The sequence below is a fragment of the Kribbella pittospori genome, assembly GCF_004331465.1.
GTDB lineage: Bacteria > Actinomycetota > Actinomycetes > Propionibacteriales > Kribbellaceae > Kribbella > Kribbella pittospori.
This window is the reverse complement of record NZ_SJKB01000008.1, coordinates 372,853-399,020: the sequence shown is the minus strand read 5'-3', so window position 1 is coordinate 399,020 and position 26,168 is coordinate 372,853. Positions and strand designations below refer to the sequence as shown.

At 68.3% G+C, this 26,168-nt stretch carries 26 protein-coding genes and 3 tRNA genes; 21 read left to right on the top strand and 8 right to left on the bottom strand.

Translation table 11 applies throughout. The annotated features are described in order from the left end of the window. Window positions 1–54 precede the first annotated feature (54 nt). From E0H73_RS26395 to E0H73_RS26380, 4 genes are read left to right on the top strand one after another with little or no spacing between them, the layout of a single operon-like run. Window positions 55–717, top strand: a complete 663-nt coding sequence (locus E0H73_RS26395) for a response regulator transcription factor (protein WP_131361125.1) — start codon at window positions 55–57, stop codon at window positions 715–717. Continuing rightward, the gene (locus tag E0H73_RS26390; RefSeq protein ID WP_202867564.1) at window positions 714–1,805 is read left to right on the top strand and encodes a sensor histidine kinase; all 1,092 of its coding nucleotides are present in this window, start codon (window positions 714–716) and stop codon (window positions 1,803–1,805) included. The genes E0H73_RS26395 and E0H73_RS26390 overlap by 4 nt, the downstream gene beginning before the upstream one ends. Before the next feature lie 10 nt (window positions 1,806–1,815). Continuing rightward, complete coding sequence (locus tag E0H73_RS26385; RefSeq protein WP_238164260.1) at window positions 1,816–2,322, top strand: GNAT family N-acetyltransferase; 507 nt, start codon at window positions 1,816–1,818, stop codon at window positions 2,320–2,322. Further along, entirely contained in the window at window positions 2,322–3,161 is an 840-nt protein-coding gene (locus E0H73_RS26380; protein WP_131361124.1) for an alpha/beta fold hydrolase, read from the top strand. Before E0H73_RS26385 ends, E0H73_RS26380 begins: the two co-directional genes overlap by 1 nt. On the opposite strand, the gene E0H73_RS26375 is transcribed toward E0H73_RS26380, so the two are convergent. Continuing rightward, complete coding sequence (locus E0H73_RS26375; protein WP_238164259.1) at window positions 3,151–3,999, bottom strand: M23 family metallopeptidase; 849 nt, start codon at window positions 3,997–3,999, stop codon at window positions 3,151–3,153. The two genes, E0H73_RS26380 and E0H73_RS26375, sit on opposite strands and share 11 nt — an antisense overlap. 402 nt (window positions 4,000–4,401) lie before the next feature. Between E0H73_RS26375 and E0H73_RS26370 the strand changes: the two genes are divergently transcribed. From E0H73_RS26370 to rpmG, 4 genes are all read left to right on the top strand, one after another. Next, complete coding sequence (locus E0H73_RS26370) at window positions 4,402–5,364, top strand: NAD-dependent epimerase/dehydratase family protein (protein ID WP_131361123.1); 963 nt, start codon at window positions 4,402–4,404, stop codon at window positions 5,362–5,364. 128 nt (window positions 5,365–5,492) lie between these two features. Further along, window positions 5,493–5,565, top strand: a tRNA-Thr gene (locus tag E0H73_RS26365). Window positions 5,566–5,615: 50 nt separating this feature from the next. Further along, window positions 5,616–5,689 (top strand) — tRNA-Met (locus E0H73_RS26360). 62 nt (window positions 5,690–5,751) lie between these two features. After that, complete coding sequence (gene rpmG / locus E0H73_RS26355; RefSeq protein WP_131361122.1) at window positions 5,752–5,919, top strand: 50S ribosomal protein L33; 168 nt, start codon at window positions 5,752–5,754, stop codon at window positions 5,917–5,919. A 72-nt stretch (window positions 5,920–5,991) separates the two neighbouring features. On the opposite strand, the gene E0H73_RS26350 is transcribed toward rpmG, so the two are convergent. Then, window positions 5,992–6,738 (bottom strand): hypothetical protein, encoded by a 747-nt coding sequence (locus E0H73_RS26350; RefSeq protein ID WP_238164258.1) that lies wholly within the window; start codon window positions 6,736–6,738, stop codon window positions 5,992–5,994. Window positions 6,739–6,820: 82 nt separating this feature from the next. Between E0H73_RS26350 and E0H73_RS26345 the strand changes: the two genes are divergently transcribed. The 10 genes from E0H73_RS26345 (at window position 6,821) to E0H73_RS26300 (ending at window position 17,841) form a co-directional block, all read left to right on the top strand. Beyond that, window positions 6,821–7,243, top strand: a complete 423-nt coding sequence (locus E0H73_RS26345; RefSeq protein WP_131361121.1) for an FAS1-like dehydratase domain-containing protein — start codon at window positions 6,821–6,823, stop codon at window positions 7,241–7,243. Beyond that, window positions 7,240–7,647, top strand: coding sequence for a MaoC/PaaZ C-terminal domain-containing protein (locus E0H73_RS26340; RefSeq protein WP_131361120.1), 408 nt, complete (start codon window positions 7,240–7,242; stop codon window positions 7,645–7,647). Before E0H73_RS26345 ends, E0H73_RS26340 begins: the two co-directional genes overlap by 4 nt. Continuing rightward, window positions 7,644–8,669, top strand: a complete 1,026-nt coding sequence (locus tag E0H73_RS26335) for a UDP-N-acetylmuramate dehydrogenase (protein ID WP_131361119.1) — start codon at window positions 7,644–7,646, stop codon at window positions 8,667–8,669. The genes E0H73_RS26340 and E0H73_RS26335 overlap by 4 nt, the downstream gene beginning before the upstream one ends. A gap of 85 nt (window positions 8,670–8,754) precedes the next feature. Then, window positions 8,755–10,230, top strand: a complete 1,476-nt coding sequence (locus tag E0H73_RS26330) for a peptidase M16 family protein (protein ID WP_131361118.1) — start codon at window positions 8,755–8,757, stop codon at window positions 10,228–10,230. 181 nt (window positions 10,231–10,411) lie between these two features. Beyond that, on the top strand, window positions 10,412–11,605 hold the full coding sequence (locus tag E0H73_RS26325; protein ID WP_238164257.1) for an ABC transporter substrate-binding protein: 1,194 nt from the start codon (window positions 10,412–10,414) through the stop codon (window positions 11,603–11,605). Continuing rightward, complete coding sequence (locus tag E0H73_RS26320) at window positions 11,605–12,540, top strand: carbohydrate ABC transporter permease (protein WP_131361117.1); 936 nt, start codon at window positions 11,605–11,607, stop codon at window positions 12,538–12,540. The genes E0H73_RS26325 and E0H73_RS26320 overlap by 1 nt, the downstream gene beginning before the upstream one ends. Further along, window positions 12,533–13,354 (top strand): carbohydrate ABC transporter permease, encoded by an 822-nt coding sequence (locus E0H73_RS26315; protein ID WP_131361116.1) that lies wholly within the window; start codon window positions 12,533–12,535, stop codon window positions 13,352–13,354. Before E0H73_RS26320 ends, E0H73_RS26315 begins: the two co-directional genes overlap by 8 nt. After that, window positions 13,351–14,727, top strand: coding sequence for a hypothetical protein (locus E0H73_RS26310; protein ID WP_131361115.1), 1,377 nt, complete (start codon window positions 13,351–13,353; stop codon window positions 14,725–14,727). The genes E0H73_RS26315 and E0H73_RS26310 overlap by 4 nt, the downstream gene beginning before the upstream one ends. Before the next feature lie 10 nt (window positions 14,728–14,737). Then, on the top strand, window positions 14,738–15,616 hold the full coding sequence (locus E0H73_RS26305; protein WP_131361113.1) for a MurR/RpiR family transcriptional regulator: 879 nt from the start codon (window positions 14,738–14,740) through the stop codon (window positions 15,614–15,616). Between the two features lie 11 nt (window positions 15,617–15,627). Next, entirely contained in the window at window positions 15,628–17,841 is a 2,214-nt protein-coding gene (locus E0H73_RS26300) for an FAD-dependent oxidoreductase (protein ID WP_131361111.1), read from the top strand. 643 nt (window positions 17,842–18,484) lie between these two features. Here E0H73_RS26300 and E0H73_RS26295 read toward each other — a convergent pair. Further along, the gene (locus E0H73_RS26295) at window positions 18,485–19,099 is read right to left on the bottom strand and encodes a 2'-5' RNA ligase family protein (RefSeq protein WP_165555817.1); all 615 of its coding nucleotides are present in this window, start codon (window positions 19,097–19,099) and stop codon (window positions 18,485–18,487) included. Window positions 19,100–19,110: 11 nt separating this feature from the next. Next, window positions 19,111–20,427 carry an NsdA family TPR-like regulatory protein gene (locus tag E0H73_RS26290; protein WP_238164256.1) on the bottom strand — a complete coding sequence of 439 codons (1,317 nt, stop codon included), beginning with the start codon at window positions 20,425–20,427 and terminating at the stop codon, window positions 19,111–19,113. 283 nt (window positions 20,428–20,710) lie between these two features. Here E0H73_RS26290 and E0H73_RS26285 point away from each other — a divergent pair, with 283 nt between their 5' ends. Then, on the top strand, window positions 20,711–21,211 hold the full coding sequence (locus E0H73_RS26285) for a hypothetical protein (protein WP_131361107.1): 501 nt from the start codon (window positions 20,711–20,713) through the stop codon (window positions 21,209–21,211). On the opposite strand, the gene E0H73_RS26280 is transcribed toward E0H73_RS26285, so the two are convergent. From E0H73_RS26280 to E0H73_RS26265, 4 genes are all read right to left on the bottom strand, one after another. Next, window positions 21,208–22,578 (bottom strand): TrpB-like pyridoxal phosphate-dependent enzyme, encoded by a 1,371-nt coding sequence (locus E0H73_RS26280; protein WP_131361105.1) that lies wholly within the window; start codon window positions 22,576–22,578, stop codon window positions 21,208–21,210. The two genes, E0H73_RS26285 and E0H73_RS26280, sit on opposite strands and share 4 nt — an antisense overlap. 63 nt (window positions 22,579–22,641) lie before the next feature. Beyond that, window positions 22,642–23,268 (bottom strand): histidine phosphatase family protein, encoded by a 627-nt coding sequence (locus E0H73_RS26275; RefSeq protein WP_131361103.1) that lies wholly within the window; start codon window positions 23,266–23,268, stop codon window positions 22,642–22,644. Beyond that, window positions 23,226–24,269, bottom strand: coding sequence for an adenosine deaminase (locus E0H73_RS26270; protein WP_131361101.1), 1,044 nt, complete (start codon window positions 24,267–24,269; stop codon window positions 23,226–23,228). Before E0H73_RS26270 ends, E0H73_RS26275 begins: the two co-directional genes overlap by 43 nt. A gap of 51 nt (window positions 24,270–24,320) precedes the next feature. Further along, window positions 24,321–25,514 (bottom strand): pyridoxal phosphate-dependent aminotransferase, encoded by a 1,194-nt coding sequence (locus tag E0H73_RS26265; RefSeq protein WP_131361099.1) that lies wholly within the window; start codon window positions 25,512–25,514, stop codon window positions 24,321–24,323. A gap of 266 nt (window positions 25,515–25,780) precedes the next feature. On the opposite strand from E0H73_RS26265, the gene E0H73_RS26260 reads away from it, so the two are divergent. After that, a tRNA-Trp gene (locus E0H73_RS26260) sits at window positions 25,781–25,853 on the top strand. A gap of 55 nt (window positions 25,854–25,908) precedes the next feature. After that, window positions 25,909–26,151, top strand: a complete 243-nt coding sequence (gene secE / locus E0H73_RS26255) for a preprotein translocase subunit SecE (protein ID WP_130384685.1) — start codon at window positions 25,909–25,911, stop codon at window positions 26,149–26,151. Window positions 26,152–26,168: the final 17 nt, after the last annotated feature.

The following is a 26,168-nucleotide window of genomic DNA, read 5'->3' as shown; positions in this document are numbered from 1 at the left end:
CGTCTGCGTTTCGGCATACGTTTTCAATACGTCCGGCCTGGTTCAATGGACGGTATGCGGGTGCTGGTTGTCGAGGACGAGGTCTATCTCGCCGAGGCGATCCGGGCCGGGCTGCGGTTGGAGGCGATCGCGGCCGACCTCGCGTTCGACGGAAACGCCGCGCTCGATGCGGTCGCGGTCAACTCGTACGACGTGGTGGTGCTGGATCGCGACATCCCTGGCCCGAGTGGGGACGAGGTGTGCCGGCGGATCGTTGCGGACGGCATCGGTTGCCGAGTGCTGATGTTGACCGCGGCCGGTGATCTCGACGACAAAGTGGCCGGCTTCGAGCTCGGCGCCGACGACTACCTGACCAAGCCGTTCGAGCTGCGCGAGCTCGTGGTCCGGCTGCGTGCCCTGGTACGCCGTCCGGCCGCGACCACGCCGACCGTGATCGAGTACGCCGGGGTGCGGCTGGATCCGTACCGGCGGGAGGTGTACCGGTTCGGGCACTACGTGAAGCTCCCGCGGAAGCAGTTCGCTGTCCTGGAGGTGCTGATGGCCGCACGCGGCGGCGTGATCAGCGCGGAAACGCTGCTGGAGAAGGCCTGGGACGAGAACGCGGACCCGTTCAGCAACGCGGTCCGGATCACGATCTCGGCGTTGCGGAAACGGCTCGGCGATCCGTGGGTGATTCACACCGTGCCCGGGGTCGGGTACCGGATCGGTGAATCGTGAGCGAAGCGCTGATCACCTCGCGACCGCGACTGACGGTGCGGTTGCGACTGACCCTCAGCTACGCGGGCCTGCTGGTCGTCGCCGGTGGCGTCGTGGCCTTCATCATCTACGCGGTGATCCGGCTGTTCCCGAACTATCCGCTGACCGCGGCGAACCCACGCGACCAGGGGCCGGTCCCGACCCGGGCCGACATTCTCGACCTGATCGTGAAGCTGTCGGCGTACGCGCTCGGGTTTCTGGCGATCGTCGGGCTGGTCGGCGGGTGGTTCCTGGCCGGGTGGATGCTCCGGCCGCTGCAGGAGATCACGGCCGCGGCCCGGAAGGCGTCGAGCGGTTCGCTCGACCATCGGATCGGGCTGACCGGGATCCGCGACGAGTTCACCGACCTGTCGGACACCTTCGACGCGATGCTGGAGCGTTTGCAGCGTTCGTTCGAGCAGTACCGGCGGTTCGCGGCGAACGCATCGCATGAGTTGCGAACACCGCACGCGGTGATGAAGACGATGCTGGATGTCGCGCAGGCCGATCCGGACCATCAGGACGTACCCGAGCTGGTCAAGCGGCTGGCGGAGACGAACCAGCGCGGGATCGACATCGTCGAGGCGTTGCTGAGCCTGGCGGCGCTGAACAACCGGACGGTCGAGCTCGATGCGCTGGACGTCGCGTCGGTGGTCCGGACCGCGCTGCCGGCGCTGGAGGCGGAGGCGCACGCGACCGGCGTCGCACTCGGCGACGACCTCAGCGAATCGGTTGTCGAGGGCAACGAGATCCTGCTGCACCAGCTGGTCACGAACCTGGTGCAGAACGCGATCCGGCACAACCTCGCTACCGGCGGTTCGGCAACAGTCACGGTCCGTCCCGGGCAGGTCGTCGTACGGAACACCGGATCGGTCCTCGACCCGGTCCAGGTCCGGACGTTCACCGAACCGTTCGCCAAGGACCGGTACGGCGCCGGCCATGGACTCGGGCTCGCACTGGTCGCGCGGATCGTCGAGACCCATCACGGCCGGCTCGACCTGGTATCGAACCCGGACGGCGGACTGACCGTCACCGTCACCCTGCCGGAGGCTGACCTCGTCGGCGGGTGAGGATGGTGCGGTGAGTGACGAACGCCTGCCCGAACCCGAAGTGACTGTCCGCCGCGCTGTCGAGTCCGACGACACTGTCCTGCTCCAGATCGACCGCACCTCGTGGGACGCCTCGTCCGGCTTCCCGTCGTACCAGGAAGCCGTCCGTGAGAGCTTCTTCGAACGGAGCGGTCCGGAGGCGCATCTGGTCGCCGAGTACGACGGACAGGTCGTCGGCTATCTGCGATTGCAGGACAAGTACACATTTCCGGAGGGCGCCGGTGTCCTAGCTGTCAACGGTCTCGCCGTCGCCCAGACCGCTCGCAGCCGCGGCGTCGCATCGGCCCTGCTCGAGGCAGCCGCTGCCGAAGGCCGCCTCCGCGGTGCCCGCAAGATCACCCTGCACGTCCACAGCACCAACGCCATCGCCCGTCGCCTCTACGAACGGCACGGCTACGTGGTCGAAGGCACCCATCCCAAGGAGTTCCTGATCGAAGGCACCTACATCGACGCCCTCGACATGGCGAAGATGCTCTGATGACCACCTTCGTCGCACCTGACGGAGTCCAGCTCGCCTATCGGCTCGTGGGGGAGGGTGAGCCGGTGGTGTGTGTGCCCGGCGGGATGCTGCCGAGTACGTACCTGGGTGATCTCGGCGGGCTGTCGACGTACCGGCAGCTGGTGTTGGTCGACCTGCGGGGGACCGGGGAGTCCGGCGGGCCGGGGGATCCGGAGAACTGGCGGTGCGATCGGCAGGTGCCGGACCTGGAGGCGCTGCGGGAGCACTTGGGTCTGGAGCGGATGACGCTGCTCGGGCATTCGGCGGGAGCGAGTCTGGTGACCCGGTACGCCGCGGAGTACCCGGAGCGGATCGAGAAGCTGGTGTTCGCGACTCCGGGGACGCGGTCAGTCGGGATCGACATGACTGCGGACCGGCGGCGCAAGGTCCTCGAGTCGCGCAAGGACGAGCCTCGGTACGCCGAGGTGTCGGCGGCGTTCGAGGCGCTCCAGACCGGTGAGGGGGCGGACTGGGCCGCCCTCCACCCGATGTCGTACGCGCGCTGGGACGCCGAAACCCAAGCCCACCAGGGGTTCGAAGACAGTCTCGCCAACTTCGACGCGCTCCGGCACTTCAACTCACCTGAGGCCTTCGACCCGCCCGCGACCCGGGCCGCGCTGGAAAAGGTCGAAGCCCCGGCCTTGGTGCTGGCCGGGGCTCTCGACTGGGGTACGGACACCGTCGCCGCCGAAGCGTTCGCCGGTGTCTTTCCGCAGGCTCAGCTCGTGGTCCTGCCGGGGGTCGCCCACCATCCGTGGCTCGACGATGCCGAGGGCTTCGTGAGCACGGTGGTGAGGTTCCTCGGAACTACGGGTTGACGCCGTGCTCCCGGAGCCACGGCTCCGGGTTGATCGGGGAACCGCCACCGGGCAGGACCTCGAAGTGGACGTGCGGACCGGTGGTGTTGCCGGTCATGCCGATGGCACCGACCTTGCTGCCGGCCGAGACGGAGTCGCCGACCGAGACGTCGAACTCCGACATGTGGCTGTACGACGTGACCGTGCCGTCGGCGTGGCGGACCTTCACCTGGCGGCCGTACGCGCCTTCGTAGTCGGCCTGGATGACCTCACCGGCCATCACCGAGCGGACCGGCGTACCCATCGGGGCGGCGAAGTCCAGGCCGGTGTGGTTGTGCGCCCAGCGGCCGCCGGCCTGGTCGAAGCGCGCGGTCAGGTGGTAGCCGGTGGTCGGCAGGACGATCTTCGGAGCGGCCTTGGCCTTCGCGGCGGCCGCCTTGGCCTCCGCCTTGGCCTTGGCGAGGGCGGCAGCCTTCGCCGCGGCGAGGGCCTTGGCCTTGGCGGCGGCCTTGCGGGCGGCGGCAGCCTTCGCGGAAGCCAGGGCCAGCGCCCGGCGTTCGGTCAGGGTCGCGTTCGCGGCCAGCCGAGCGGCCCGCTGCTTCGCGGCCTGGTCGGCCGCCGCCTTGCGGGTGGCGGCCAGCGACAGGTCGATGCGGGACGCATCGCGCGAGCCGAGGTCGCGCCGGTCGACCCGGGCCGCGGTGAGAGCGTCGGCCTGTGAGGGGCTCAGGCCGGTGCTCGTGGGGGCGGGTCCGGTCGCGGACGACGAGACGCCGACCGCGGTCGTTCCGGCTGCGGCGGCGAGAGCGGCGGTCAGACCGATCAGCTGGCCGCGACGGCCGATATTTCGACGGGACAAGCGATGCTTGGCTACCCGGCGCGCAGTGGCCAGGCGTCGTGGTGCCGGCCGTTCTGCCTCCGGCACGTCATGGTGGTGGGACACGGGGGCCTTCCAGGGGAGGGTGCGCCGCCTGAGGGGGTGACGGCTCGATCGACCATAACGAGCACGTCTCAACAGCCTCAAACGCAGAGCGCGACGAGATCACGGAATTGTCGCGACACATTGTGATCAGCTCTCTGCACCTTGTGTGCGCTCAGGCGTGCGGACCCTTCAAAAGTGAAGGACTTTCACCGTGACGCGGATCACGCGCGAAATGGCGTCGAGCAGACCTGCTGGACCGGTATAAGCCGCCATCACCGGCTGTCTGCTGATTGCAGACGAAGGCTGCACGAGCCGGGATCGGCGGGTAGGACTGATGTCATGCGGATCGCGATCTTGGGTGGTACCCGGTTCATCGGACGGGCAGTGACGGAGCAGTTGGCCGCCGACGGGCACACGCTTCTGGTGGTGCATCGCGGGGAGCACGAGCCCGCCGGACTGCCGGAGGCCGAGCATGCGCACGTGGACCGGCATGACGGTGCGGCGCTCGCGGCGGCGCTGAAGCCGTTCGACCCCGAGGCGCTGGTCGACGTGTCGGGGATGAATGCGGCGGCGGCCGATGCGGCGCTGGGCGCGGTCGGGGAGTCGGTGAAGCTGGTGGCGATCTCCAGTTGTGACGTCTACCGCGCGTACGACGCCCTGCACTCGGGCCGGAACACCGATGCGGTGCCCTTGAGTGAGTGGTCGCCGCTGCGGACACGGCGGTTCGTCGACGGACCGCAGTACGAGAACCTCGAGATGGAAGAGAGGTACCTGCCGCGCGGCGCGACCGTGCTGCGACTGGGCGCCGTCTATGGGGAGCACGACTACCAGCGGCGATTCGAGTTCATCCTGCGCCGGGTCCGGGCCGGGCGCCGGCGGATCCCGATCGGGTCGGGGCAGTTCCTCTTCAGTCGTGTGTACGTCGGTGATGTTGCCGCGGCGGTGTCGTTGGCGCTGGCCGGAGACCAGCGGGGTGAGGCGTTCAATGTGGTGGAACCCACGACAGCGCCGTACGGGCTGCTTGCTCAGCAGATCCTGGCGGCGGTGGATGCCGAGGACGTCGAGTTGGTGACGGTCCGGGACGACCTGCTGCCTGCGGATCTGGAGCTGACCGGGACGTTGAGCCAGCACCTGCTGATGGATTCGTGGAAGGCGCACACCGTGCTCGGCTGGGAGCCGACGGACCCGGCCGGCACGCTGCGGACGTCGGTCCGCTGGCATCTGGAGAACCCGCCGCCGGACGGCTCGGACGACTTCTCGGCCGACGATGCTGCTCTGGACTCCGCTGCCGGCTCCGTCTAGGCCGAAATTTGGTCAGAGCAGGTGCCGGGAACCGGTATGCTTTCCGGGTCGGACAGAGGGGACCGCAAGGTGCGCCCGGCTCGATTTCACATCGGGACGGCGGACCGTGTAATCTCTCTCCTCGGCCCGCCCCTTTAGCTCAGTCGGCAGAGCGTCTCCATGGTAAGGAGAAGGTCTACGGTTCGATTCCGTAAAGGGGCTCTGAGCACGGCATCTCACCCGGTCCGCCGGGTGGGGTGACGAACTCACCCGGCGGGGTAGCTCAGGTGGTTAGAGCACACGGCTCATAATCGTGGTGTCGCGGGTTCGACTCCCGCCCCCGCTACCCACCGACCAGTACTACGAGAGCGCGCGGAACCTGCGTGCTCCTGATCAGAAGAGGCAGCAGTGGCCAAGTCAACCGACATCCGCCCGAAGATCACGCTGGCGTGCACGGTCTGCAAGGAGCGCAACTACATCACCAAGAAGAACCGGCGCAACAACCCGGATCGTCTGGAGATGAAGAAGTACTGCGCGCGCTGCAACGACCACACGGACCACCGCGAGACCCGCTGACCTCAGCTTTCTTCGCGAGGGCCGCTTCGGACACCGAAGCGGCCCTTTCGCTATGCCTGTATTCGCTGTGTTCTAGACCGTGAGGATCGGGCGGCCGCCCTCGTAGGCGGTCAGGCGCTCGTCGCGTGGCGTCAGGCAGCACGAGCCGCAGAGCGTGCCGGTGCCGACCTCGCTGGTGTAGTAGAGGCAGCAGGTGTTCCGCAGGTAGACCAGCTTGCCGGCCGCGGTCTCGACGTCGCCGAGCCGGGCCAGGCCGCCTGGTGCCTTGGCCACGAAGGTCTGCCAGCGCTCCCGCAGGTACGCCGGTTTGACTGTCTCCTCCTCGCGAGTGGCGGCGCAGAACCCCATCGCACAACCAGCCGCCACTCCACCGTGTAGCTGCCGGAGGCCGGCCCGGGTACGCCGGTGCAGTTCGGCGGACAGAGGTAGGAGGTGCTGGCGGAGGACTACGTCGTACAGGGTCTCCAGGCCGCCCGGGAGGTAGTCGGCCGACCGTACGGCGACTGCGGCGAGGCCGTGGCCGTCATGAGGGCGTACCCAGAGGTTGTGCGGGCGGATGTCCAGGACGTGGCCCTCGAGCGCCCACAGCAGGAGCGCGGTCGCGGGGGCGCGGCCGGCGTAGAAGGACATCAGGCTGAGCGCGTTGGCATGGGCGGAGCGGTGACCGCTGGCGTCGTTGTCGCGCTTGAGGAGCTCGGTGAGCTCGGGACCGTCCGGCTCCAGAATCCGATCGACCCGAAGCCACTCGGAGCCCGTCGGCTCACCGATTTCCAGCTCGTACCGAGGCGCGTACCTGGCCAGCGCCGCCACTGCCGTCACGTTCAACCTTCCCCAGTTCCGGTCGCACGGTTGAGTGGGTGGCGGCACTCGGCCTCATAGTCTGCCAGTAGGCTCTTGCGATATGACGATCGACGCCACGATGGTCGGCCGGAGCTATGCGGCCGCCGAGTCCTACCAGGTCGGCCGGGAGAAGATCCGCGAGTTCGCCGACGCGATCGGCGACCCCAACCCGGCGTACCGCGGTGCCGATGCGGTCGCGCCACCGACCTTCGCGTTCATGCTGGGCAGCCGCGCTCTCGAGCAGTTGCTGAGCGACGAGGAACTCGGGCTGCGGCTGGACCGGATCGTGCACGGCGCGCAGAAGTTCAGCTACACCCGACCGATCAAGGCCGGCGACGACATCGCCGCGACTGCGACCATCACCACCGTGCGCAAGGCGGGTGACGTCGAGGTGATCATGTACGAGACCGCCCTGACCACCGTCGACGGCGAACCGATCGCCACCTCGACCTCCACCATCTCGCACAACCGGGCGGGCGCATGAAGACCGTCGAGGCAGGCTTCGAGCTCCCGCCGCTGACCGTCACGTTCCGGCGCGAGGACCTGGTCCGGTACGCCGGTGCGAGCGGCGACTTCAACCCGATCCACTGGAGCGACCGGATGGCGGGCGCGCTCGGTCTGCCCGGCGTGATCGCGCACGGCATGCTCACGATGGCGACCGCGGTCCGCGTCGTCACCGACTGGCTGGACGACCCGGCTGACCTGGTGGAGTACGGCGTACGGTTCACCAAGCCGGTCGTCGTACCGGATGACGACAAGGGTGCGAGCGTCACGTTCTCCGCGAAGGCCGACAAGGTCGCCGACGGGCTGGCCGAGTTCGACATCACCGCGATCGCCGGCGAGGAGAAGGTGCTCGGCCGGGCCAGGGCGGTTGTGCGCGTCTCGTGAATACGCATGTACGCCTGGCCGACTTCACCACCCTGCGGATCGGAGGGTTGGCCGACAAGCTGATCGAGGTCAGCACCGAGGACGACCTGATCACCGCCGTCCGCGACGCCGACGCAGCCGGCGAGCCGGTGCTGCTGCTGTCCGGCGGCAGCAACGTCGTGATCGGCGACGACGGTTTCCGCGGCACGGTGATCAAGATCGCGACGCGTGGGATCCGAGCCGACGCCGACATGTGCTCCGGGGCGATGGTTCACATCGCCGCTGGTGAGGACTGGGACGCCGTCGTCCAGCGCGCGATCGCCGAGGAGTGGAGCGGTCTCGAGTCGATGTCCGGCATCCCCGGACTGACCGGGTCGACCCCGGTGCAGAACGTCGGCGCCTACGGTCACGAGGTGGCCGAGACGATCGCGTCGGTGCGCGTCTGGGATCGGGTCGACAATGCGGTCCGCACGATGTTCGCTGCCGACTGCGGGTTCAGCTACCGGAACTCGCGCTTCAAGGCCGACCCGTCGCGGTACGTCGTACTCGAGGTCACCTTCCAGTTGCCGCTCGGCGACCTGTCCGCACCGGTCGGGTACGCCGAACTGGCCCGAGTACTGGATCTCGAGCCGGGGTCGCGGGCGCCGATGACCGACGTACGGGAAGCCGTGCTGGGGTTGCGGAGGAGCAAGGGCATGGTGCTGGACCCGGACGACCACGACACGTGGAGCGCCGGGTCGTTCTTCACCAACCCGATCCTGGACACTCCGGCCGACGTACCCGCCGGTGCACCGCAGTGGCCCCAGCCCGACGGCCGCGTCAAGACCAGCGCCGCCTGGCTGATCGAACACGCCGGCGTCTCCAAGGGCTTCACCATCGGCTCCGCCGCCGTCTCCACCAAACACACCCTCGCCCTCACCAACCGCGGCAACGCCACCGCCAAGGAACTCCTCTCCCTGGCAGCCCACGTCCGCAGCCAGGTGCACCAAGCCTTCGCCATCACCCTCACCAACGAACCAGTCCTGGTGAACTGCACCCTCTGAACCAGCAGCGCTGCAGCTTGGTGCAATCCGCTACCCGCTGATCCGGCCGGTGTGTCATCATCCTCCGACACTGGGGAGGGTGGGGATGGGTGCCGACGCGCTCAGGCACACCGAGGTGGACGGGGTTCCGGTCTACTGGGTGGCTGCCGAGGGAAGGCTGCACGCGAGTCTGTGGTTCCGTGCGGGCAGGGTGGACGAGCGTCTGCCCACCGCGGGCCGGCTGCACCTGATCGAGCACCTGGCGTTGCACGGTCGCGAGTCGATCCGGACGCCGGTGAACGGACAGGTCAGCCTGCTGCACACCGCCTTCGCGGTGGCGGGTGAACCCGACGAGGTGACTCGGTCGCTGGCGGAGTTGTGCGCCTGGCTGACCGAACCGGACTGGGGTGCGCTGGACCATGAGCGCCGCGTCCTGCAGGCCGAGTCCGCTCGGCGGCAGGCCGGCCCCACGGAGTCGCAACTCATCTGGAGGTACGGCGCCCAGGGGCCAGGGCTGGTGGGGTACGAACAGTTCGGCCTCGGCCAGGCGGGTCCGGAATACCTGGCGGAGTGGCTGCGGACGATGTTCGTCCGCGGGAACGCCGGCCTGGCTCTGACCGGACCCCCACCGGCAGGCCTGTGCCTCCCGCTGCCGGACGGGCCGCGCGTGCCGGTGCCTGCCGCGGTGCCGTGCGAACAACACACTCCGGCGGCGTTCCCCGATCGTCTCGACGGGGTGGCGCTGTCCGGCGTCGTACGACGTTCGACCGAGGCGACCGTGCTGGCGGGCGCATTGCAGCGTGAGCTCCATGCGCATTTCCGGACGGGATCCGGCGTCGGCTACAGCGCGTGGCAGGGGTACGAGCCGGTCGACGCCGCACAGGCCGTGCTGCTCGCCGGGATCGACCTCCTGCCTGAGGCCGTACCCACGGCGAGCAAGGAAGCGGTGGGAGTCCTGCGGCGGCTGATGACGAACGGTGTCGCGGAGGCCGACCTGCGCGACCAGATCGCTCAGCAGATCGAGGAGTTGCAGGACGACCCGGCCGGCCGGTGGCAGCCGGCCGGCGCGATCCGGGAGCTGCTCGCCGGCCGTCAGGTCACCGACCGGGACCAGTTGATCGAGGAGCTTCGCCGCGTCACCCCGGCCGAGGTCCGGGACGTCGCCAAGGACGTCTTCGCGAGTCTGCTGATCTCGGCGGACCCGAGCAGTGAGCTCGACACCTCGGTCAGCTGGCTCGGTATGCCGACGGTCTGGGAGCCGGCCGGAGGTGACCGGTTCCGTCCGGTCGGACGGCGTACCAAGGACCAGCTCCTGGTCACCGGCAAGGGGGTGTACCGCGGCGGTGAGGCGATCGGCGTCGAAGCCCGGTTCGACGACCTGGCGGCCGTGGTCGTCTATCCGGACGGTGGCCGCGCGCTGGTCCGTCGGGACGGTTACCAGCTCGTCGTCGAGCCGGAGTTCTGGCGGCGCGGCCGGAAGGCGATCGAACTGATCGATGCCGCCGCGCCCGAGGCGGTGCGGGTGGCCATGCCCGCACGCGACGCTATCTGTACCGCTTCAGGTGAGCCCGCAGTCTGCTGAAAAAGATTTGCAACCAGGTCTTCACAGCTGCGGCTCCCGTCGCTAATCTTTTGCGAGATTCGATGGGAGGTGGGGTGTGAGGCGAAAAAGATTTTCGCGGCGAGAGGTGTTGGCCGGGCTGGGTGCGGGGGCGCTGGCGACGGTGGTGCCTGGGTGCTCTGGCGGGGGAGCGCGGTCGACTGTGCTGCAGGTCTGGGGCGGAGTGCCGGCCGCATCCGGGCCGGCGAACGTGGTCAAGGCGTTCGAGCAGCGGTTCCCGCAGTACAAGGTGAACTACACGCGATTCGTGAACGACGCCCGCGGCAATCTGAAGCTGGACACCGCGCTGCAGGGCGGTGTCGACATCGACGTGTACTTCACCTACTCGCCGGCGTCGCTCGCGCTCCGGGCCGGGTCCGGGCTGGCCGCGGACCTGACCGACCGGGTGACCCAGGACCCGCAACTGAAGGTGTTCCTCGACACCGATCAACCGCGGGCGTACCTCGACAACGGAAAGGTCAAGGCACTCGCCACCGCCCGCGAGCCGTTCTTCGTACTGTTCAACGAGAAGCTCCGGCAGCAGGCCGGCGTCGAACTCCCACAGCAGTGGACGATCGACGAGTACCGCGAGACCGCGAAGAAACTGACCACCGCGAACACCATCGGCGCGTACACCGTCCCCGACGTCGCCCGGATCGCGCTCGGCCCCAACTACTGGTACGACGGCGATCGCTCGAACTTCGGTGATCCGCACTTCGAGCAGAGCTTCCGGATCGGCCAGGACATGATCCGGGAGGGGTCCGCGTTCCCGTGGACCGAGGTGCTCGCCCGGCACCTGGACTCGTACCAGCAGAACTCGTTCCTCGGCGAGGAGTTCCATCTCTGGCCGACCGCACCGTTCAACCTGCGCTACCTGTACGACCCGAAGAAGTTCCCGCACGACTTCAAGGTCTCGTTCGCCCCACCGCCGACCGTCGACGGCCAGGACTGGAACGGCGGCAGCTACAACAACTTCGTCATGGTGAACCCGAAGTCGCCGAAGGTCGACGCGGCCTGGGAGTTCGTGAAGTTCTGGCTCACCGAGGGATCCACGCCGATGCTCGCCGGCGGCAAGCTGCCGACGCTGGGCAACGTCACTGACGACCAGGTGCTCACCGGCATGCTCGGCAAGGAACCCGAGAAGTACTTCGACGTCGACTCGTTCCGCCGCGTCGTCCTGGACGCGGATCCGAAACTCGCCACCGACACCCGGCTGGCCGGCTTCCCCGAGATCACCCTCGCGGTGAAGCAGCAGAAGGACCTGTGCTGGCTCGGCGAGAAGGACCCCGGAGCCGCGATCCGTGAGGTACGCCGGGTCGCCGACGCCGCGATCGCCCGGAACGAGAGGAGTTCCTGATGGCCACCGCCACCGTCGTCGCCGCCGAACGCACCACGGTCCGGGCCGATCCGGGTCCCGGGATCAAGCCGAAGGGCTGGATCGGGCTGCTGTTCGTCGCGCCCAACCTGCTCGGCGTCATCGCGTTCACCCTGATCCCGCTGATCAGCGTGATCGTGCTCGGCTTCACCGACTGGAACCTGGTGTCCGGCCTCGGCGGCATCACGTTCAACGGTTTCGACAACTTCATCGCCATCGCCCGCGACCCCGGCTTCTGGAGCGCGGTGGGCCTGACCCTCGTGTACGTCGGGGTGTCCGTGCCGCTGACCGTCATCCTCGGACTGGGGCTCGGGATCGCGCTCAACCGGCCCCTGCCGGGCCGCGCCGTACTGCGGGCGATCTTCTTCCTGCCGTACATCGTCAACATCGTCGCGATCGGCATGACCTGGCTGATGCTGATGAACCCGAAGGCCGGCCTGGTCAACCAGGTGCTCGACGTCTTCGGGCTGCAACCGGGCTGGTTCGCCTCGTCGCACTGGGCGCTGCCGGCGCTGATCGTGATGGCGGTCTGGGGTGGCGTCGGCTACTGCTCGCTGATCTACCTGTCCGCGCTGCAGGACGCGCCGCGGCAGCTGTACGAGGCGGCTGACATCGACGGCGCCGGGGTGTGGGCGAAGTTCCGCGTGATCACCTGGCCGTCGTTGCTGCCGACAACGATCTTCCTGCTGGTGACGCTGATCATCGGTGCGTCGCAGGGCTTCGGCCTGATCGCGCTGATCACCGCCGGTGGTCCGGGCGACTCGACCACGACGATCTCCTACTACATGTACCAGACCGGCTTCCAGTTCTACCGGTTCGGCTATGCCTCGGCGATCGGCCTGGTGACCTTCGTCGGCGTACTGGTGCTGACCCTGGTGACCTGGCGGGCCCAGCGAGGGAGGGCTCTGCATGACTAAGCGCGCCAAGTGGTACTGGGGGATCCCGCTGTGGATCCTCGCGATCGCCTTCCTCGCGCCGTTCGCGTGGATGCTCTCGACCGCGCTCAAGCAGGATGTGGACGCGTACAAGATCCCGATGCAGTGGATCCCGGACCCGTTCCAGTGGGACAACTTCAGCACGGTCCTGAGCGGTGCCACCTCGGTGCTGCCGGCGTTCGGCCGGTCGGTCTTCGTCGCCGTACTGCGGGTCGCGGGCGAGCTGATCACCGCGACGATGGCCGGCTACGCGTTCGCGCGGATGTCGTTCAAGGGCCGGGACAAGCTGTTCCTGGTGTACCTGGCGACCGCGATCATCCCCGCCCAGTTGTTGCTGGTGCCGCGGTTCATCTACTTCCAGAAGCTCGGGCTCTACGACACGCTGTGGGCGCTCATCCTGCCCGGCATGTTCACGGTGCTCGGGACCTTCCTGATGCGGCAGTTCTTCGTCAGCCAGCCGGCCGAGTTCGCCGAGGCGGCCCGGATGGACGGCGCGAACGAGTGGCGGGTGTTCACCCGGATCTACTTGCCGTTGGCAACACCGGTGATCAGTGCACTCGGCATCCTGGCGTTCGTCTGGTCCTGGAACGACTACGAGACGCCGCTGGTCCTGATCAGCAACCCCGAGCGCTACACCTTGCCGCTCAGCCTGACCAACTTCGTCGACGAACAGGGACAGATCGCCCCCGGCCTGACCATGGCCGCCTCGGTGATCTCGATCATCCCGGTGCTGATCGTCTTCGTCGTCCTGCAACGCCGCTTCATCGCGGCCATGACTCACACAGGGATCAAATGATCAACGTTTCAGGTGTCTTCCCGGATCTCGCCCAGATCGGCGACTTCGGTCCGCCGCGCAGCGAGCTCGGCGTCGGTTCGCTGATGCCGTGGAACGGGAAGCTGTACGTCCAGAACTACAACTCCCACAAGGCGCCGTCCGGTGCCGGCGTCAGTCTGCGCCGGATCGACGCCGACCTGTCGATGGAGATCGTCGCCGAGACGCTCGGCGTGGACGGCACCTACACCAACCGGTTCGTGCACTTCCCGACCTCGCAACTGGTCCTCGGGCCGCATGTGATCAGTGCCGACCACAAGATCGTCACGATCCCCGAGCTCCAGCCGCTCCGGGTCTGCGGTACGTCGCGGCACCTGACCAAACCGGACACCCACGTGTACGTGCTGGCGATGGAAGGCGAGCTGCTCGAGCTGGACCTGACGACGTACGAGTGCACGCAGCTCTTCGACCTCAACGACGAGCTCGGCACCGACGGCGAGATGAAGGTCCACTACAAGGACTGCTACACGTCGTTCGGGCGGCTCGTCGTCTGCTCCAACGAGTACGCCGAGCCCGAGTGGGCCGGTGAACGGTCGCGCGGACGACTGGCGGAGTACGACGGCCAATCCTGGAAGGTACTGCGGGAGGACCCGTTCACCGCGATCGGCGGCCGGCACGAGTTCGGCGGGACCATCTTCGCGACCGGGTGGGACCGGGCCTCGGCGATCCTCGAGGTGTTCACCGAGGCCGACCAGAAGTGGACGCGGTACCGGCTGCCGAAGGCCTCGCACTGCTTCGACCACAAGTGGCAGACCGAATGGCCGCGGATCCGGGAGGTCGAGCACGAGCGGCTCCTGCTCGACCACCACGGCATGTTCTACGAGCTGTCCCCGTGGGCGTACGGCGGGCGGATCTGGGGTGTGCGGCCGATCTCGACCCACCTGTGGGTGCTGGGCGACTTCTGTTCCTGGCGCGGCATGCTCGTCGCCGGTGCGGACAATGCGTCGCCGAGTCACGGGCTGAACCCGACGACGGCCGAGCCGCAGTCCGGGCTGTGGTTCGGGAAGACGGACGACCTCTGGAGCTTTGGCAAGCCGGCCGGTTGGGGTGGTCCTTGGTGGGAGACGCCGGTCACCGCCGGGATGCCGTCGGATCCGTATCTGATGACGGGCTTCGACGGGAAGTGCCTGCACCTGGAGAACTTCTCGGCCGAGCCGATGACGATCACGGTCGAGATCGACTTCCACGGGCACGGGCGCTTCGGGGCGGTCGAGGAGTTGACGGTCGAGGCGGGGCAGATCCGGACCCATGTGTTCCCACCCGGGTTCAGCGCGCACTGGGTGCGGGTCGTCAGCGACACCGACGGTGTGGCGAGTGCCCAGTTCGTCTATACGTGATGATCGCTGGATGGGAGACATGGAGAGAGCCGGCAACCCTTTGCAGCAGGTCAAGCGCGCCCTGCCGGAGCTGAACGGGGCGATGCAGCGGGTCGCCGAGCACATCCTGGCGAACCCGGACGAGGTCGCGCGCGGATCGATCACCAAGCTCGCCGAGGCCGCACAGACCTCGGCGGCGACGGTGACCCGGTTGTCCACGCACCTCGGGTTCGCCGGCTATCCCGCACTCCGCGCTGCCCTGGCGATGGAGGTCGGCCGCGGTATCGAGGCCGGCTGGGCGAGTGACATCGGGATGGCGATCGGTCCGGCGGACCCGCCCGAGCAGGTGCTGAACGTGCTGGCCAGCACGCAGGCCAACGCTCTCCGCAACGCATTGGCGTCGATCGACCTGGCGGCGGCCGCCCGGGTCGCCGACTCCATCGCGGGCGCACGACGTACGCATATCTATGGGGAGTGGGGCGACGCGATCCCGGCCCGGGAGCTCTACATCCGGCTGCTGCGGATCGGGATCCCGGTGTGGTTCTTCGACGGGCCGCAGGCCGGGTCGATCGGCAGCGGGCTGCTGGAATCCGGAGACGTCGCGCTGGTCGTGACCCGGCAGGGGAACGATCCGGCGACGCTCGAGTTCATCAAGCGCTCCAAGGCCGGGGGCGCGCTGACGGTCGCGATCACCGGGGTCGCGGACTCACCGATCGGACGGGTGGCGGAGGTCGTCTTCGACACCGGTACGCCGGTCGGTGGGACCTGGACCGAGTTATTCGCCGGGCGGGCCAGTGACACGTTGACCGCCGGCCTGCTGTTCGTCCTGGTCGCGCAGCGCGTCCCGGACCACCTCACGGCCAACCACCCGAACGGGCCTGGACAACCCGTCATCACACCTGACAGCTGAAAGGCTCCTGCATGCAGCAGCTCGAAATCCAGACCGATCTGACCGTCGTCGGCGGAGGCCTCGCCGGTATCTGCGCCGCGATCGGCGCGGCCCGGCAGGGGAGCACGGTGGCGCTGGTCCAGAACCGGCCGGTGCTCGGCGGCAACTCCTCCAGCGAGGTGCGGGTGTGGGTGTGCGGCGCGACCGCGCACGGCGTCCAGCACTTCGCCCGGGAGACCGGGATCATGGGCGAGCTGTTCGTCGAGAACCAGTACCGGAACCCGGAGGGGAATCCGTACTACTGGGATCTCGTGCTGCTGGAGGCGGTCCGCGCGGAGCCGCGGATCCAGCTGTTCCTGAACACCGACGTACGGACCGTCGAGGCCTCTGACGGGGAGATTCGGTCGGTGACCGGCTGGCAGATGGGGTCGGAGAAGGAGATCCGGTTCGTCAGTCCGGCCTACGCCGACTGCTCGGGTGACGGACTGATCGGGTTGCTGGCGGGAGCGGAGTACCGGACCGGACGCGAGCCGCGGTCGATGTACGACGAGTCGTGGGCGCCGGACGTACCGGACAACGACACGCTCGGCAGCACGATCCTCTTCTCTACGAAGGACACCGGCGCGCCGGTGCGGTTCGTGCCACCGTCGTTCGCGCGCGACATCACGGAGACCGCGATCCCGGACCGCCGGGTCATCCGGTCGGATCTGAACGGGTGCGCGTACTGGTGGATCGAGTGGGGTGGGGAGCTCGACGTCGTCGACGACAACGAGACGATCCGGGACGAACTGCAGGCGGTCGTCTACGGGATCTGGGACTACATCAAGAACTCGGGGCGGTTCGACGCGGACAACCTGACCTTGGAGTGGATCGGGTCGGTGCCGGGGAAGCGGGAGTACCGGCGGTTCCTTGGTGATCATGTGCTGACGCAGCACGACGTACTGGGGCAGACGCTCTTCGAGGATCGGGTGGCGTTCGGCGGGTGGTCGATCGATCTGCACCCGCCGGGTGGGGTCTATGCGAGCGAGCGCGGGTCGAAGCACTGGCATCCGGACGGGAGCTATCACATTCCGCTGCGGTCGCTGTATTCGCGGAGTGTGCGCAATCTGTGGATGGCCGGGCGGAACATCAGTGCGAGTCACGTTGCGTTCGGTACGACTCGGGTGATGGCGACCTGCGCGATCCTGGGGGAGGCGGCCGGCATCGGTGCTTCCGTTGCCCTGCGCAACGGGTTGTCGCCGCGGGAGTTGGCTTCCTCGCGGTTTGAGTTGATGCGGCATGCGCTCACTCGGGCCGATGGTTCGGTCCTTGGTGTCGTGGATGATGATCCGGCCAACCTTGCATTGCAGGCTTCTGTCACAGCTTCGTCGACGTTGACCCATCCGGCTGTCGAGGTGTCGTCGGGCACGTTCCCGTTGGACACCGACATCGCGATGGTCGTGCCGGTCGATCCTGCGTTGGATCGCCTGGAGTTGCTGGTCGACGCTGCCGAGGACGCCGTACTGACCGTCGAGCTGCACGATCCGGTCAATCCGCAGAACTATCTGCCGTTGGCGTTGATCGACTCCCGTTCTGTGCCCGTGGCCGCGGGGGAGAAGCGGTGGATCGACGTACCTGTCGACTATCGTCCGGACCACCCCGGCAATGTGATCGTGGTCCTCAAGCAGAACGCGGCTGTCTCCGTCCATACGGCCGCGACGGGGTTGCCCGGGATGATCTACTTCGCGCATCGCGACCCGTCGCCTGACGAGCAGTGGACCGAACAGTTCCGCGCCTGGAAGCACATCCTGCCGCGGGCCGGTTTGTGCCTTCGCTTGGGGGAGACGTCGGCGTACGCACCGGAGAAGGTGATCGGCAGCTACTCCCGCCCGTACGGCGGCCCCAACCTCTGGTCCTCCGAGGACCTCGCCTGGGACCCCAACCCGTGGATCGAACTCAGCTGGGCTAGCCCCGTGGATGTCTCCGAGGTTGTCGTCATCCTCGACGACGACGTCGAAGAGGACCTCATCAACCTCCACCACCACCGCACGCCCTTCACGTCCCTCCCCACCCTCCTCGAGTCCTACACCCTCGAGGCCCGCAACGGCCCCGCCGACCGGCACCCCATCGCCACCGTCACCAACAACCACCACAGAACCCACCGCCACCCCCTCCCCACCCCAACCCCGATCACCCACCTCCGCCTAACCCCCCACTCCACCAACGGCTCCCCCCGAGCCCACGTGATCTCCCTCCGCGCCTACTGATTCCCGCTGGCGACCCGTCTGGAGTTGCCGGTAGAGTTATCGATGCCCAGGGCAATAGCTCGTGGGAAGTGAACCCGGCAGCCATCCGGACGGTTGGTGAGCCGGGTTCCGCGCGTTTCAGACCGGCCGCACGGCGCAGTACCCACGAACCACCTCGCGCCACTCGCGACCCTTCGCCCATGCCCAGACCACCGCATCGGGGACCCAGGGCAGCGGGTCCAGATGCGGTGCGAGGAGTTCGTACCGAAGCGTCTCTGAGCAGTTGAACTGCCGCACCGCGCGATAGAGCGTCTGGCGGTCGAAGTCGAGTGTGGACTCGTCACGGCGGTTGACGCCGCGTCGCCCACGATCGCGGTCAGACAGAGACGCCGGCCCGCGACGTCGGCGCGCGGGACGCCGTACAGGTTGACGCGTACGTCGAGTTCGGTGATGGCGGCAAGGATCTTGCGTTGGCGCGGCGGAGATTCCTTCTGGAAGTGGATTCGGCGCTGGCCCGGCATCAGGAGGTCCGTCAGGAGGCGGCGACTGGGATTGACCCCAGAGGCGGGGCAGCTTGCGGCGGCCATGAGGAGGCCTCGGGATTTGTTCTCGTCGACGAAGGTGTGGAGGCGGGTGGCGTGGGTGCTGGGAGGCACACCTGCGGTTAGTGGAGCGGGATCGTCGTGAGGGGGGTCCAGTGGTAGAGGTGGTGGGTTCGGGTTAGGGACAGGAGGGTGAGGGTGGTGATGGGGAGGGTGGTGTCGTGGGGCGGGTGAGCCAGGAGGCGGGTGGTGATGGGGGCTGCGGGGGCTGGGTGGTTGCAGTAGGCGATGGTGATGTGGGGGTTGAGTTCAGGGAGTTCGGGGAGGGCGTCGTCGCCCCAGACGTCGGTGATGGCGGCTCGGGTGAGGTCGCGGAGGTGCTGGAGCGGCTCGATCGGGCGGACCGGGAGCTGGATGGCCTCGCGGTCCAGGACGGCTGGACTGATGCCGACCGGGAATGAGCCGAGGCCCGTGACCCGGTGACGAGTGGCCTTCACGATGTCGGCCAGGTCGGACTCCGGCACCCGGTCGGTGAAGCCGATGCCTTGCAGCGTGAGGTGCAACCACTCCAGCGGCACAGGCGTGAAGCCGGGGAGGTCGTCGACCAATTCGGCGTACGACGCATGCAACGCGGCCACCTCGCGCCGGTCGGCGAACGTGATGTGCCAGGTGTAGAAGGAACGGTCGGCGCGCCAACCGGGACGCCAGTACCAGTGGTCCTGAACTTCTTCGAACATCGACGGGCCTCTCATTTGCTCGGGGTCGCCCGGCTGGCGGGATGACGGGTGAAGACGCGGATGGAGTCGTGCAGCGCGCGGGCCTTCGGATCGGTCGCGTGCCGGCTGAGGCGTGTGAGGGCGGCGACCTCGCTGATGCGATGGATCAGCGGACGCACCCGGTACTCGACCGGTGTGGTCAGCACGACCGACACCGCCTCGGTCGCGCCGTCCAGATCACCGAGCTGCAGATGCGCCTTGGCCTGCTGGAGCCGGACCATCCGTTCGGAACCGAAGTTGCGTACGGCATGCGGCGCCGCCTCGAACTGCGCGATGCCGCGATCCGCGTGCTCGAGGGTCCGCTGTGCCTCGCCGAGCGCCAGATGCGTGTCGGACCAGATGCCTTCCGCGCGTTCCGGCGTACAGAGGAAAGGGCCGCCGAGCTCCGGTACGTCGGTGCGGACCGTGGTGCGCTTCGCGATCGTGAGAGCCTCGCGAGCCTCCGCGTGACGACCGGTCCGCGCCAGGTCGACCGCGGCAACGCTGGCCAGGAAGAGCGTCGAACTGCCGGTCGCGTACTGCAGCCCGTCCTGCGCGTACGTCGTCGCCCGGGCGAAGTCGTCCTGCCAGAAGGCGGCGGTGTGCTGCGTCGCTCGCACCCACGCTCGCAGGTCATCACTCTCGGCGGCCTCGGCACAGGCCCAGGCAGTCCGGGTATGGCTCTCGGCGACGTCCGGGCGGCCGAGGTCGACCGAGATCCAGGCCAGCAGGGTCAGCGCCCATCCACCTGCGGCGTACAGATCGCGGGTCTGGCTCGGCGGCTGCCGGCCCGCGAGCAGGCGGAACGCGCGGTCGCGGATCGCCCGGGCGCGGATGTACAGCGGCCGGGTCGGCGTACGCAGGTACTGCTGGGTGATGCGCACGATGTCGGCGTGCAGTTGCTCGACGGTCAGGTCACCGACGTTCGACTCCTCGGCGAGGGCGAGCAGCGCGACCGACTCGTCGCCGGCCTGCACCAGGTCGTCCTCGAGCCCGAGCATCGAGCTGGTCCCCGGCTCCGGATCGGCGCCGGTGAGGCCGCCGGGCGCGACGAATCCGAGGTCGGCGTCGTCGACCACGTTCAGGACATAGCGCAGGCCGGCCCGGTACGCCGCTCCCGGCCAGCGGACGGCGCCGCGTTCGAGCTTCGCGATGTAGTGCCCGTCGAGCTCGTACTTCGTTTCGGTCGTCTCCCACAGCCAGCCGCAGACCGCCTCCGCGAGCTCGGCCCGGGACATCTGCTCACCGGGCGCTCGGCGGGAAGGAGTGCGTTCGCGGGCGGTGCGGAGGAGTTCGTTCGGGTCTGGCATGGCGGTAATTGTAGGTGTGCACGCACCCTCTGTGAGGTGGAAGACGAGGGCTGTGGATGATCTGCCCCAGGTTGCCCCGGAATGCCCCGCGATGCCCCGGTTTTCTTGCGCTGTAAGGGGTTTCCGGGTGGTGAGCTTGGCCGGCGGGAGGCGAATCGGGGCAGATCGGTGGTCGACGGTGTCGTAGCTGAGCGTGCATGGCCGGGGCAGACAGGGGCAGGTCGGGGCAGATACGGGACCGCCTGGCCGCCATCGCGGCCGATCGGCCTTCTAGGGTGAGCGGATGGCCGAGGAAGCGGTGACGACCTTGCGGGCGGAACTCGCCCGGTTCGAGCATGCCGAAGAAGGATTCGCCCTACTGGAGGTGTTCCTGGAGGTCGCGCGGCCTTGGCTTGGGCCTGTCGTCCTGGACCCGGTGGAGTTGCGGCTGCCGGACGAGATCACCCACGACCGGCGGCTGGTGCTCGGGCTGATCGACGGGATCGAGGCCGAGCCGCGGCAGGGGCGCGTGGTGGAGCGGGAGTTCGACATGGACGACGCGCAGGCGCGCTGGGACTACGTGCGGCTGGCGTACAGCGCGCGGCAGGCGACCGTCTGGAGCGCCAAGCGACGTACGACGTACTTCGAGGTCATGCACCAGAGCAAGGCGACCTACTGGCTGCCGGACAGTCTCAAGGCGGCGTACTTCGATTCGGTGCAGGCCAGGGGTTGGGCCGTCCCGGCGGACTGGCTGGAGGCCGTCGCCAAGCGGCCCAAACCCTGGTGGAAGCGCGGTGGGCGCTAGCTCAGAACGGGCAGGCGGGTGAGGGCCTGGGCGACCGCGGACTGGATGTCGGCGTCGTCCCAGGAACGGTCCGTCATCGTGCCGCTGAGGTAGGCCTCGTACGCCGCGAGGTCCAGGTGGCCGTGACCGCAGAGAGCCGTGAGGATGACCTTCTCCTCGCCGGACTCCTTGCAGCGTTGGGCTTCCTCGATCGCCGCGGCCAGGGCATGCGTCGGCTCGGGCGCCGGCACGATGCCTTCGGTGCGGGCGAACTGCAGACCCGCGGCGAAGCACTCGGACTGCGGTTTGGCGACCGCCTCGATCTCACCGGTCTCGTACAGGTGGCTGATCAGCGGGCTCATCCCGTGATACCGCAGACCGCCGGCGTGGATCGGGTCCGGGATGAAGTCGTGGCCGAGGGTGTGCATCTTCATCAGCGGTGTCATCCCGATCGTGTCGCCGAAGTCGTACGCGTACGTCCCCTGCGTCAGCGACGGGCACGCGGCCGGCTCGACCGCGCGAACGGTCGGCGACATCCGCCCGGCCCACTTCTCCCGGAGGAACGGGAACGCCAGGCCGCCGAAGTTCGACCCGCCACCGGTGCAGCCGACCAGCAGGTCCGCCGTCTCACCAACCATGGCGAGCTGGATCAGCGCCTCCTCGCCGATGATCGTCTGGTGCAGCAGCACGTGGTTGAGCACCGACCCCAACGCGTAGTGCACCGACTCGTCCTGAACTGCGGACTCGACCGCCTCGCTGATCGCGATGCCGAGCGATCCGGTCGAGTCCGGGTCCTCCGCCAGGATCTTCCGGCCGGCCTCGGTGAGCTCCGACGGACTCGGGTGGACGGTCGCGCCGAAGACCTCCATCATCGTCCGGCGGTACGGCTTCTGGTCGTACGACGCCCGCACCTGCCAGACCTCGCACTCCAGCCCGTACTGCGCGCAGGCGAAGGCGAGAGCGGTGCCCCACTGGCCGGCGCCGGTCTCGGTGGTGAGCTTCCGGACACCGGACTTGGCGTTGTAGTAGGCCTGCGGGACGGCCGTGTTCGGCTTGTGCGAGCCGGCCGGGGAGACGCCTTCGTACTTGTAGTAGATCCGTGCCGGGGTGTCGAGCGCCTTCTCCAGCCGGTGCGCCCGGTAGAGCGGGCTGGGTCGCCACAGCCGGTACACATCGAGCACCTCGCCCGGGATGTCGACGTACTGGTCCTGTGAGACCTCCTGCAGGATCAGGTCCATCGGGAACAGCGGCGCGAGATCGTCCGGCCCCACTGGTTGCCCGGTCCCGGGATGCAGCACCGGCGGCGGGGGCGTGGGGAGGTCGTGCAGCACGTTGTACCAACGGGTCGGAAGCTCGTCCTCTGGGAGCAGGATCTTGGTCGGCGTCATGTACGCAACGTAATTCCCGCCCGCAGGCCCGGGCAATGCCCTGATCAGGAACCAGACCAGCACTTATTCGGCACTCGACAACCGATCGATCGAGCCGTCGGAGGTGATCCGATAGACCACGTCGGACGGTTGATCGCGCCGCAAGGCCTCCTCGATGCCGAGGCCCGCGAGTTGCTTCACCAGCAACCGGCCGATCATCTCGTGCGAGACCAGCAACGGCCGACGCGATCCTGTCGCCGCGATGCTCTCCAATGCGCGTACGGCCCGTAGCTCAGCGTCCGCATAGCTCTCGCCACCGGGGAAGCGGAAGGAGTACTTGTCCTTCTCCCGAGCGGTACGCTGCCCCGGCCAACCCGAGTCGATCTCCGCCGACGTGAGTCCGGACCACTCGCCGTGCGCGACCTCGGCCAGATCGTCGAGCACCTGCAATTCCACTGCCTCCGCAAGGATCTCCGCGGTACGGCGAGCGCGGCCGAGCGGACTGGTGAATACAGCATCGATCTGCTCGCGTCTGACGAGAGCTGCATTCCGCTGCGCTTGCAGCAGCCCGTGCGGGGTCAGTGGCGAGTCCAGTCGCCCTTGCCGGCGTCCCTCGACGTTCCACTCCGTCTGCCCATGGCGAGCCAGATAGACGGCGTCGAACAGCACTAGTACGCCGGGACCGGCGCTGGGGTGGTGACGCCGAGCCACTCGTCGATGTCGCTGAGCAGGGACTTCTGGACGTCGGGTGGAGCGGTTGAGGCCAGGACCGAGCCACGGGCCAGATCGGCGAGCTCCTGGTCGGTGAAGCCGTGGACCGTGCGGGCTGTCTCGTACTGCTCGGCCAGACGCGAGCCGAAGAGCAAGGGGTCGTCCGCGCCGAGTGCGATGCGTGCCCCCGACTCGTAGAGCTGTCGCAGTGGCACGTCCTCCGGGCGCTCGTAGACGCCGAGTGAGACGTTGGACGCCGGACAGACCTCCAGCGCGATCTGCGCGTCGACCACGCGCTTCAGGAGGTCCGGGTCCTCGATCGTGCGCACGCCATGTCCGATGCGACCGGCTCCCAGCTCGTCCAGGCAGGTGCGGACAGTCGCGGGACCACACAGCTCGCCGCCGTGCGGGTCCGCGAGCAGTCCGGCGTTCCGCGCGATCCGGAAGGCCGGTGCGAACTCGGACGTCGTACCGCGGCGCTCGTCGTTGGACAGGCCGAAGCCGACCACGCCACGCCCCACGTACTGCGCTGCGAGACGGGCGAGGGTCCGGGCGTCGAGCGGATGCCGGGTGCGGTTGGCGGCGATGATCACCTGCACCGCGATCCCGGTGGTGGCCGACGCGTCCCGGGCCGCGTCCAGGACCAGATCGGTGAACTCGGTGATGCCGTGGAACCGGTTTGCGTACCCCGACGGGTCCACCTGGATCTCCAGCCAGCGGGAGCCGTCGGCCCGATCGTCCTCGGCGGCCTCCCGGACGAGACGCCGTACGTCGTCCTCCGTGCGCAGCACCGAACGGGCGATGTCGTACAGGCGCTGGAACCGGAACCAGCCGCGCTCGTCCGCTGCGGACAGATCCGGCGGCCAGTCGGTCCGCAGAGCGTCAGGCAGCCGCACCCCGTGCGTGTCCGCCAGCTCGACCAGCGTCAGGTGGCGCATCGACCCGGAGAAGTGCAGATGCAGGTGCGTCTTCGGCAGCACCCGCAGATCCCGCTGCGTCATTACCGAAGGTTACCGACGGACGGCGTACGGACAGAAATCGGGCTGATCCGCTCAGCTGAGCAGCTTGGCGATCCGGCCGACGCCCTCGGCCAGGTCGGCATCGCCGAGTGCGTAGGACAGCCGCAGGTACCCAGGCGCGCCGAACGCTTCACCCGGGACGACCGCGACCTCGGCCTGGTCCAGGATGATCTCGGCCAGCTCCGCCGAGCTGGACGGCGTACGCCCGTTGATCTCCTTGCCGAGCACGCCCTTGACCGAGGGGTACGCGTAGAACGCGCCGGTCGGCTCCGGGCACTCGACGCCGGGGATCTCGTTCAGCAGCCGCACCATGGTCTGCCGGCGGCGGTCGAATGCCTTCTTCATCTCGTCGACCGCACTCAGGTCCCCGGTCAAGGCGGCGATCGCGGCCCGCTGGGCGATGTTGCAGACATTCGAGGTCTGGTGCGACTGCAGGTTCGTCGCGGCCTTGACCACGTCCTTCGGGCCGATCATCCAGCCGACCCGCCACCCGGTCATCGCGTACGTCTTGGCGACACCGTTCAGTACGACGGTCTTGTCCGCCAGCTCCGGCACCGCGACGGGGAGCGACGTCGCCTTGGCGCCGCCGTAGGTCAGGTGCTCGTAGATCTCGTCGGTGATCACCCAGAGGTCGTGCTCGAGCGCCCAGCGTCCGATCGCCTCGACCGCCTCCGGGCTGTCCACCGCGCCGGTCGGGTTGGACGGCGAGCAGAACAGCAGAGCCTTGGTCTTCTCGGTCCGGGCCGCCTCGAGCTGCTCGACGGTGACGCAGTACCCCTGCGTCTCGTCGGCGAGCACCTCGACCGGCACACCCCCGGCCAGCTGAATGATCTCCGGGTACGACGTCCAGTACGGCGCCGGCAGCAGCACCTCGTCACCGGGGTCCAGCAGCGTCGCGCACGCGTTGAAGACCGCGTGCTTCCCGCCGTTGGTCACCAGGACCTGGGCGGCTTCGATCTCGTAGCCGGAGTCGCGCTTGGTCTTGTCGACGATCGCCTGCTTCAGCTCCGGGAGCCCGCCGGCGGGGGTGTAGCGATGGTTCTTCGGATCCCGGGCAGCCGCGACCGCGGCCTCGACGATGTAGTCCGGCGTCGGGAAGTCCGGCTCACCGGCGCCGAACCCGATCACCGGGCGACCGGCCGCCTTGAGCGCCTTCGCCTTGCTGTCGACCGCCATCGTCGCCGATTCACTGATGGCGCCGATCCGCGCCGAAACCCTGGAACCCATGCGCCCCATCCTGGCACCAGCGTGGCGGGCGACGCACCGTGGTGTCACCTGGTGATCCGGGGAACACGCAGGGGGCGTGGTCCGTTGGGAACGGTTGGAGGCTGTATGGTTCTGGTCGCGGTGCGACGCCCGGTCCGGGGGTCGTACGGGCAAGGGCCTCAGTTAGACCAGGTGGCGCGGACCCCGTACACTCTTCTAGTCCGGGCGTTGGTGGCCCTGATCCGGCATGCCCGAGATCAGGTCCCGCGGCGTCCGGAGGATTGCAGAGGGCACTAGCTCAACTGGCAGAGCATCGGTCTCCAAAACCGAAGGTTGGGGGTTCAAGTCCCTCGTGCCCTGCAAATCCTGACCGGCGCAGGGCCGGTCAGGCCGCCGCTAGCGAAAGAGGTAGGTCGTGACGGAGACGCGCACCCCGGCACCGTCCGGCGCCGGCAAGCCGGCGGAAGGCAAGCAGGGCAGGGGCCTGCTGCGCTTCTACCGCCAGGTGGTTGCCGAGCTCCGCAAGGTCGTCTGGCCCACCCGTAAGCAGCTGTCCACCTACTTCGTGGTCGTCCTGACCTTCGTGGTGTTCGTCATCGCGATCGTTTCGGTCCTCGACCTCGCCTTCGGCTGGGCGATGTTCAAGATCTTCGGCTGAGGTTCGCAGCAGCCCAC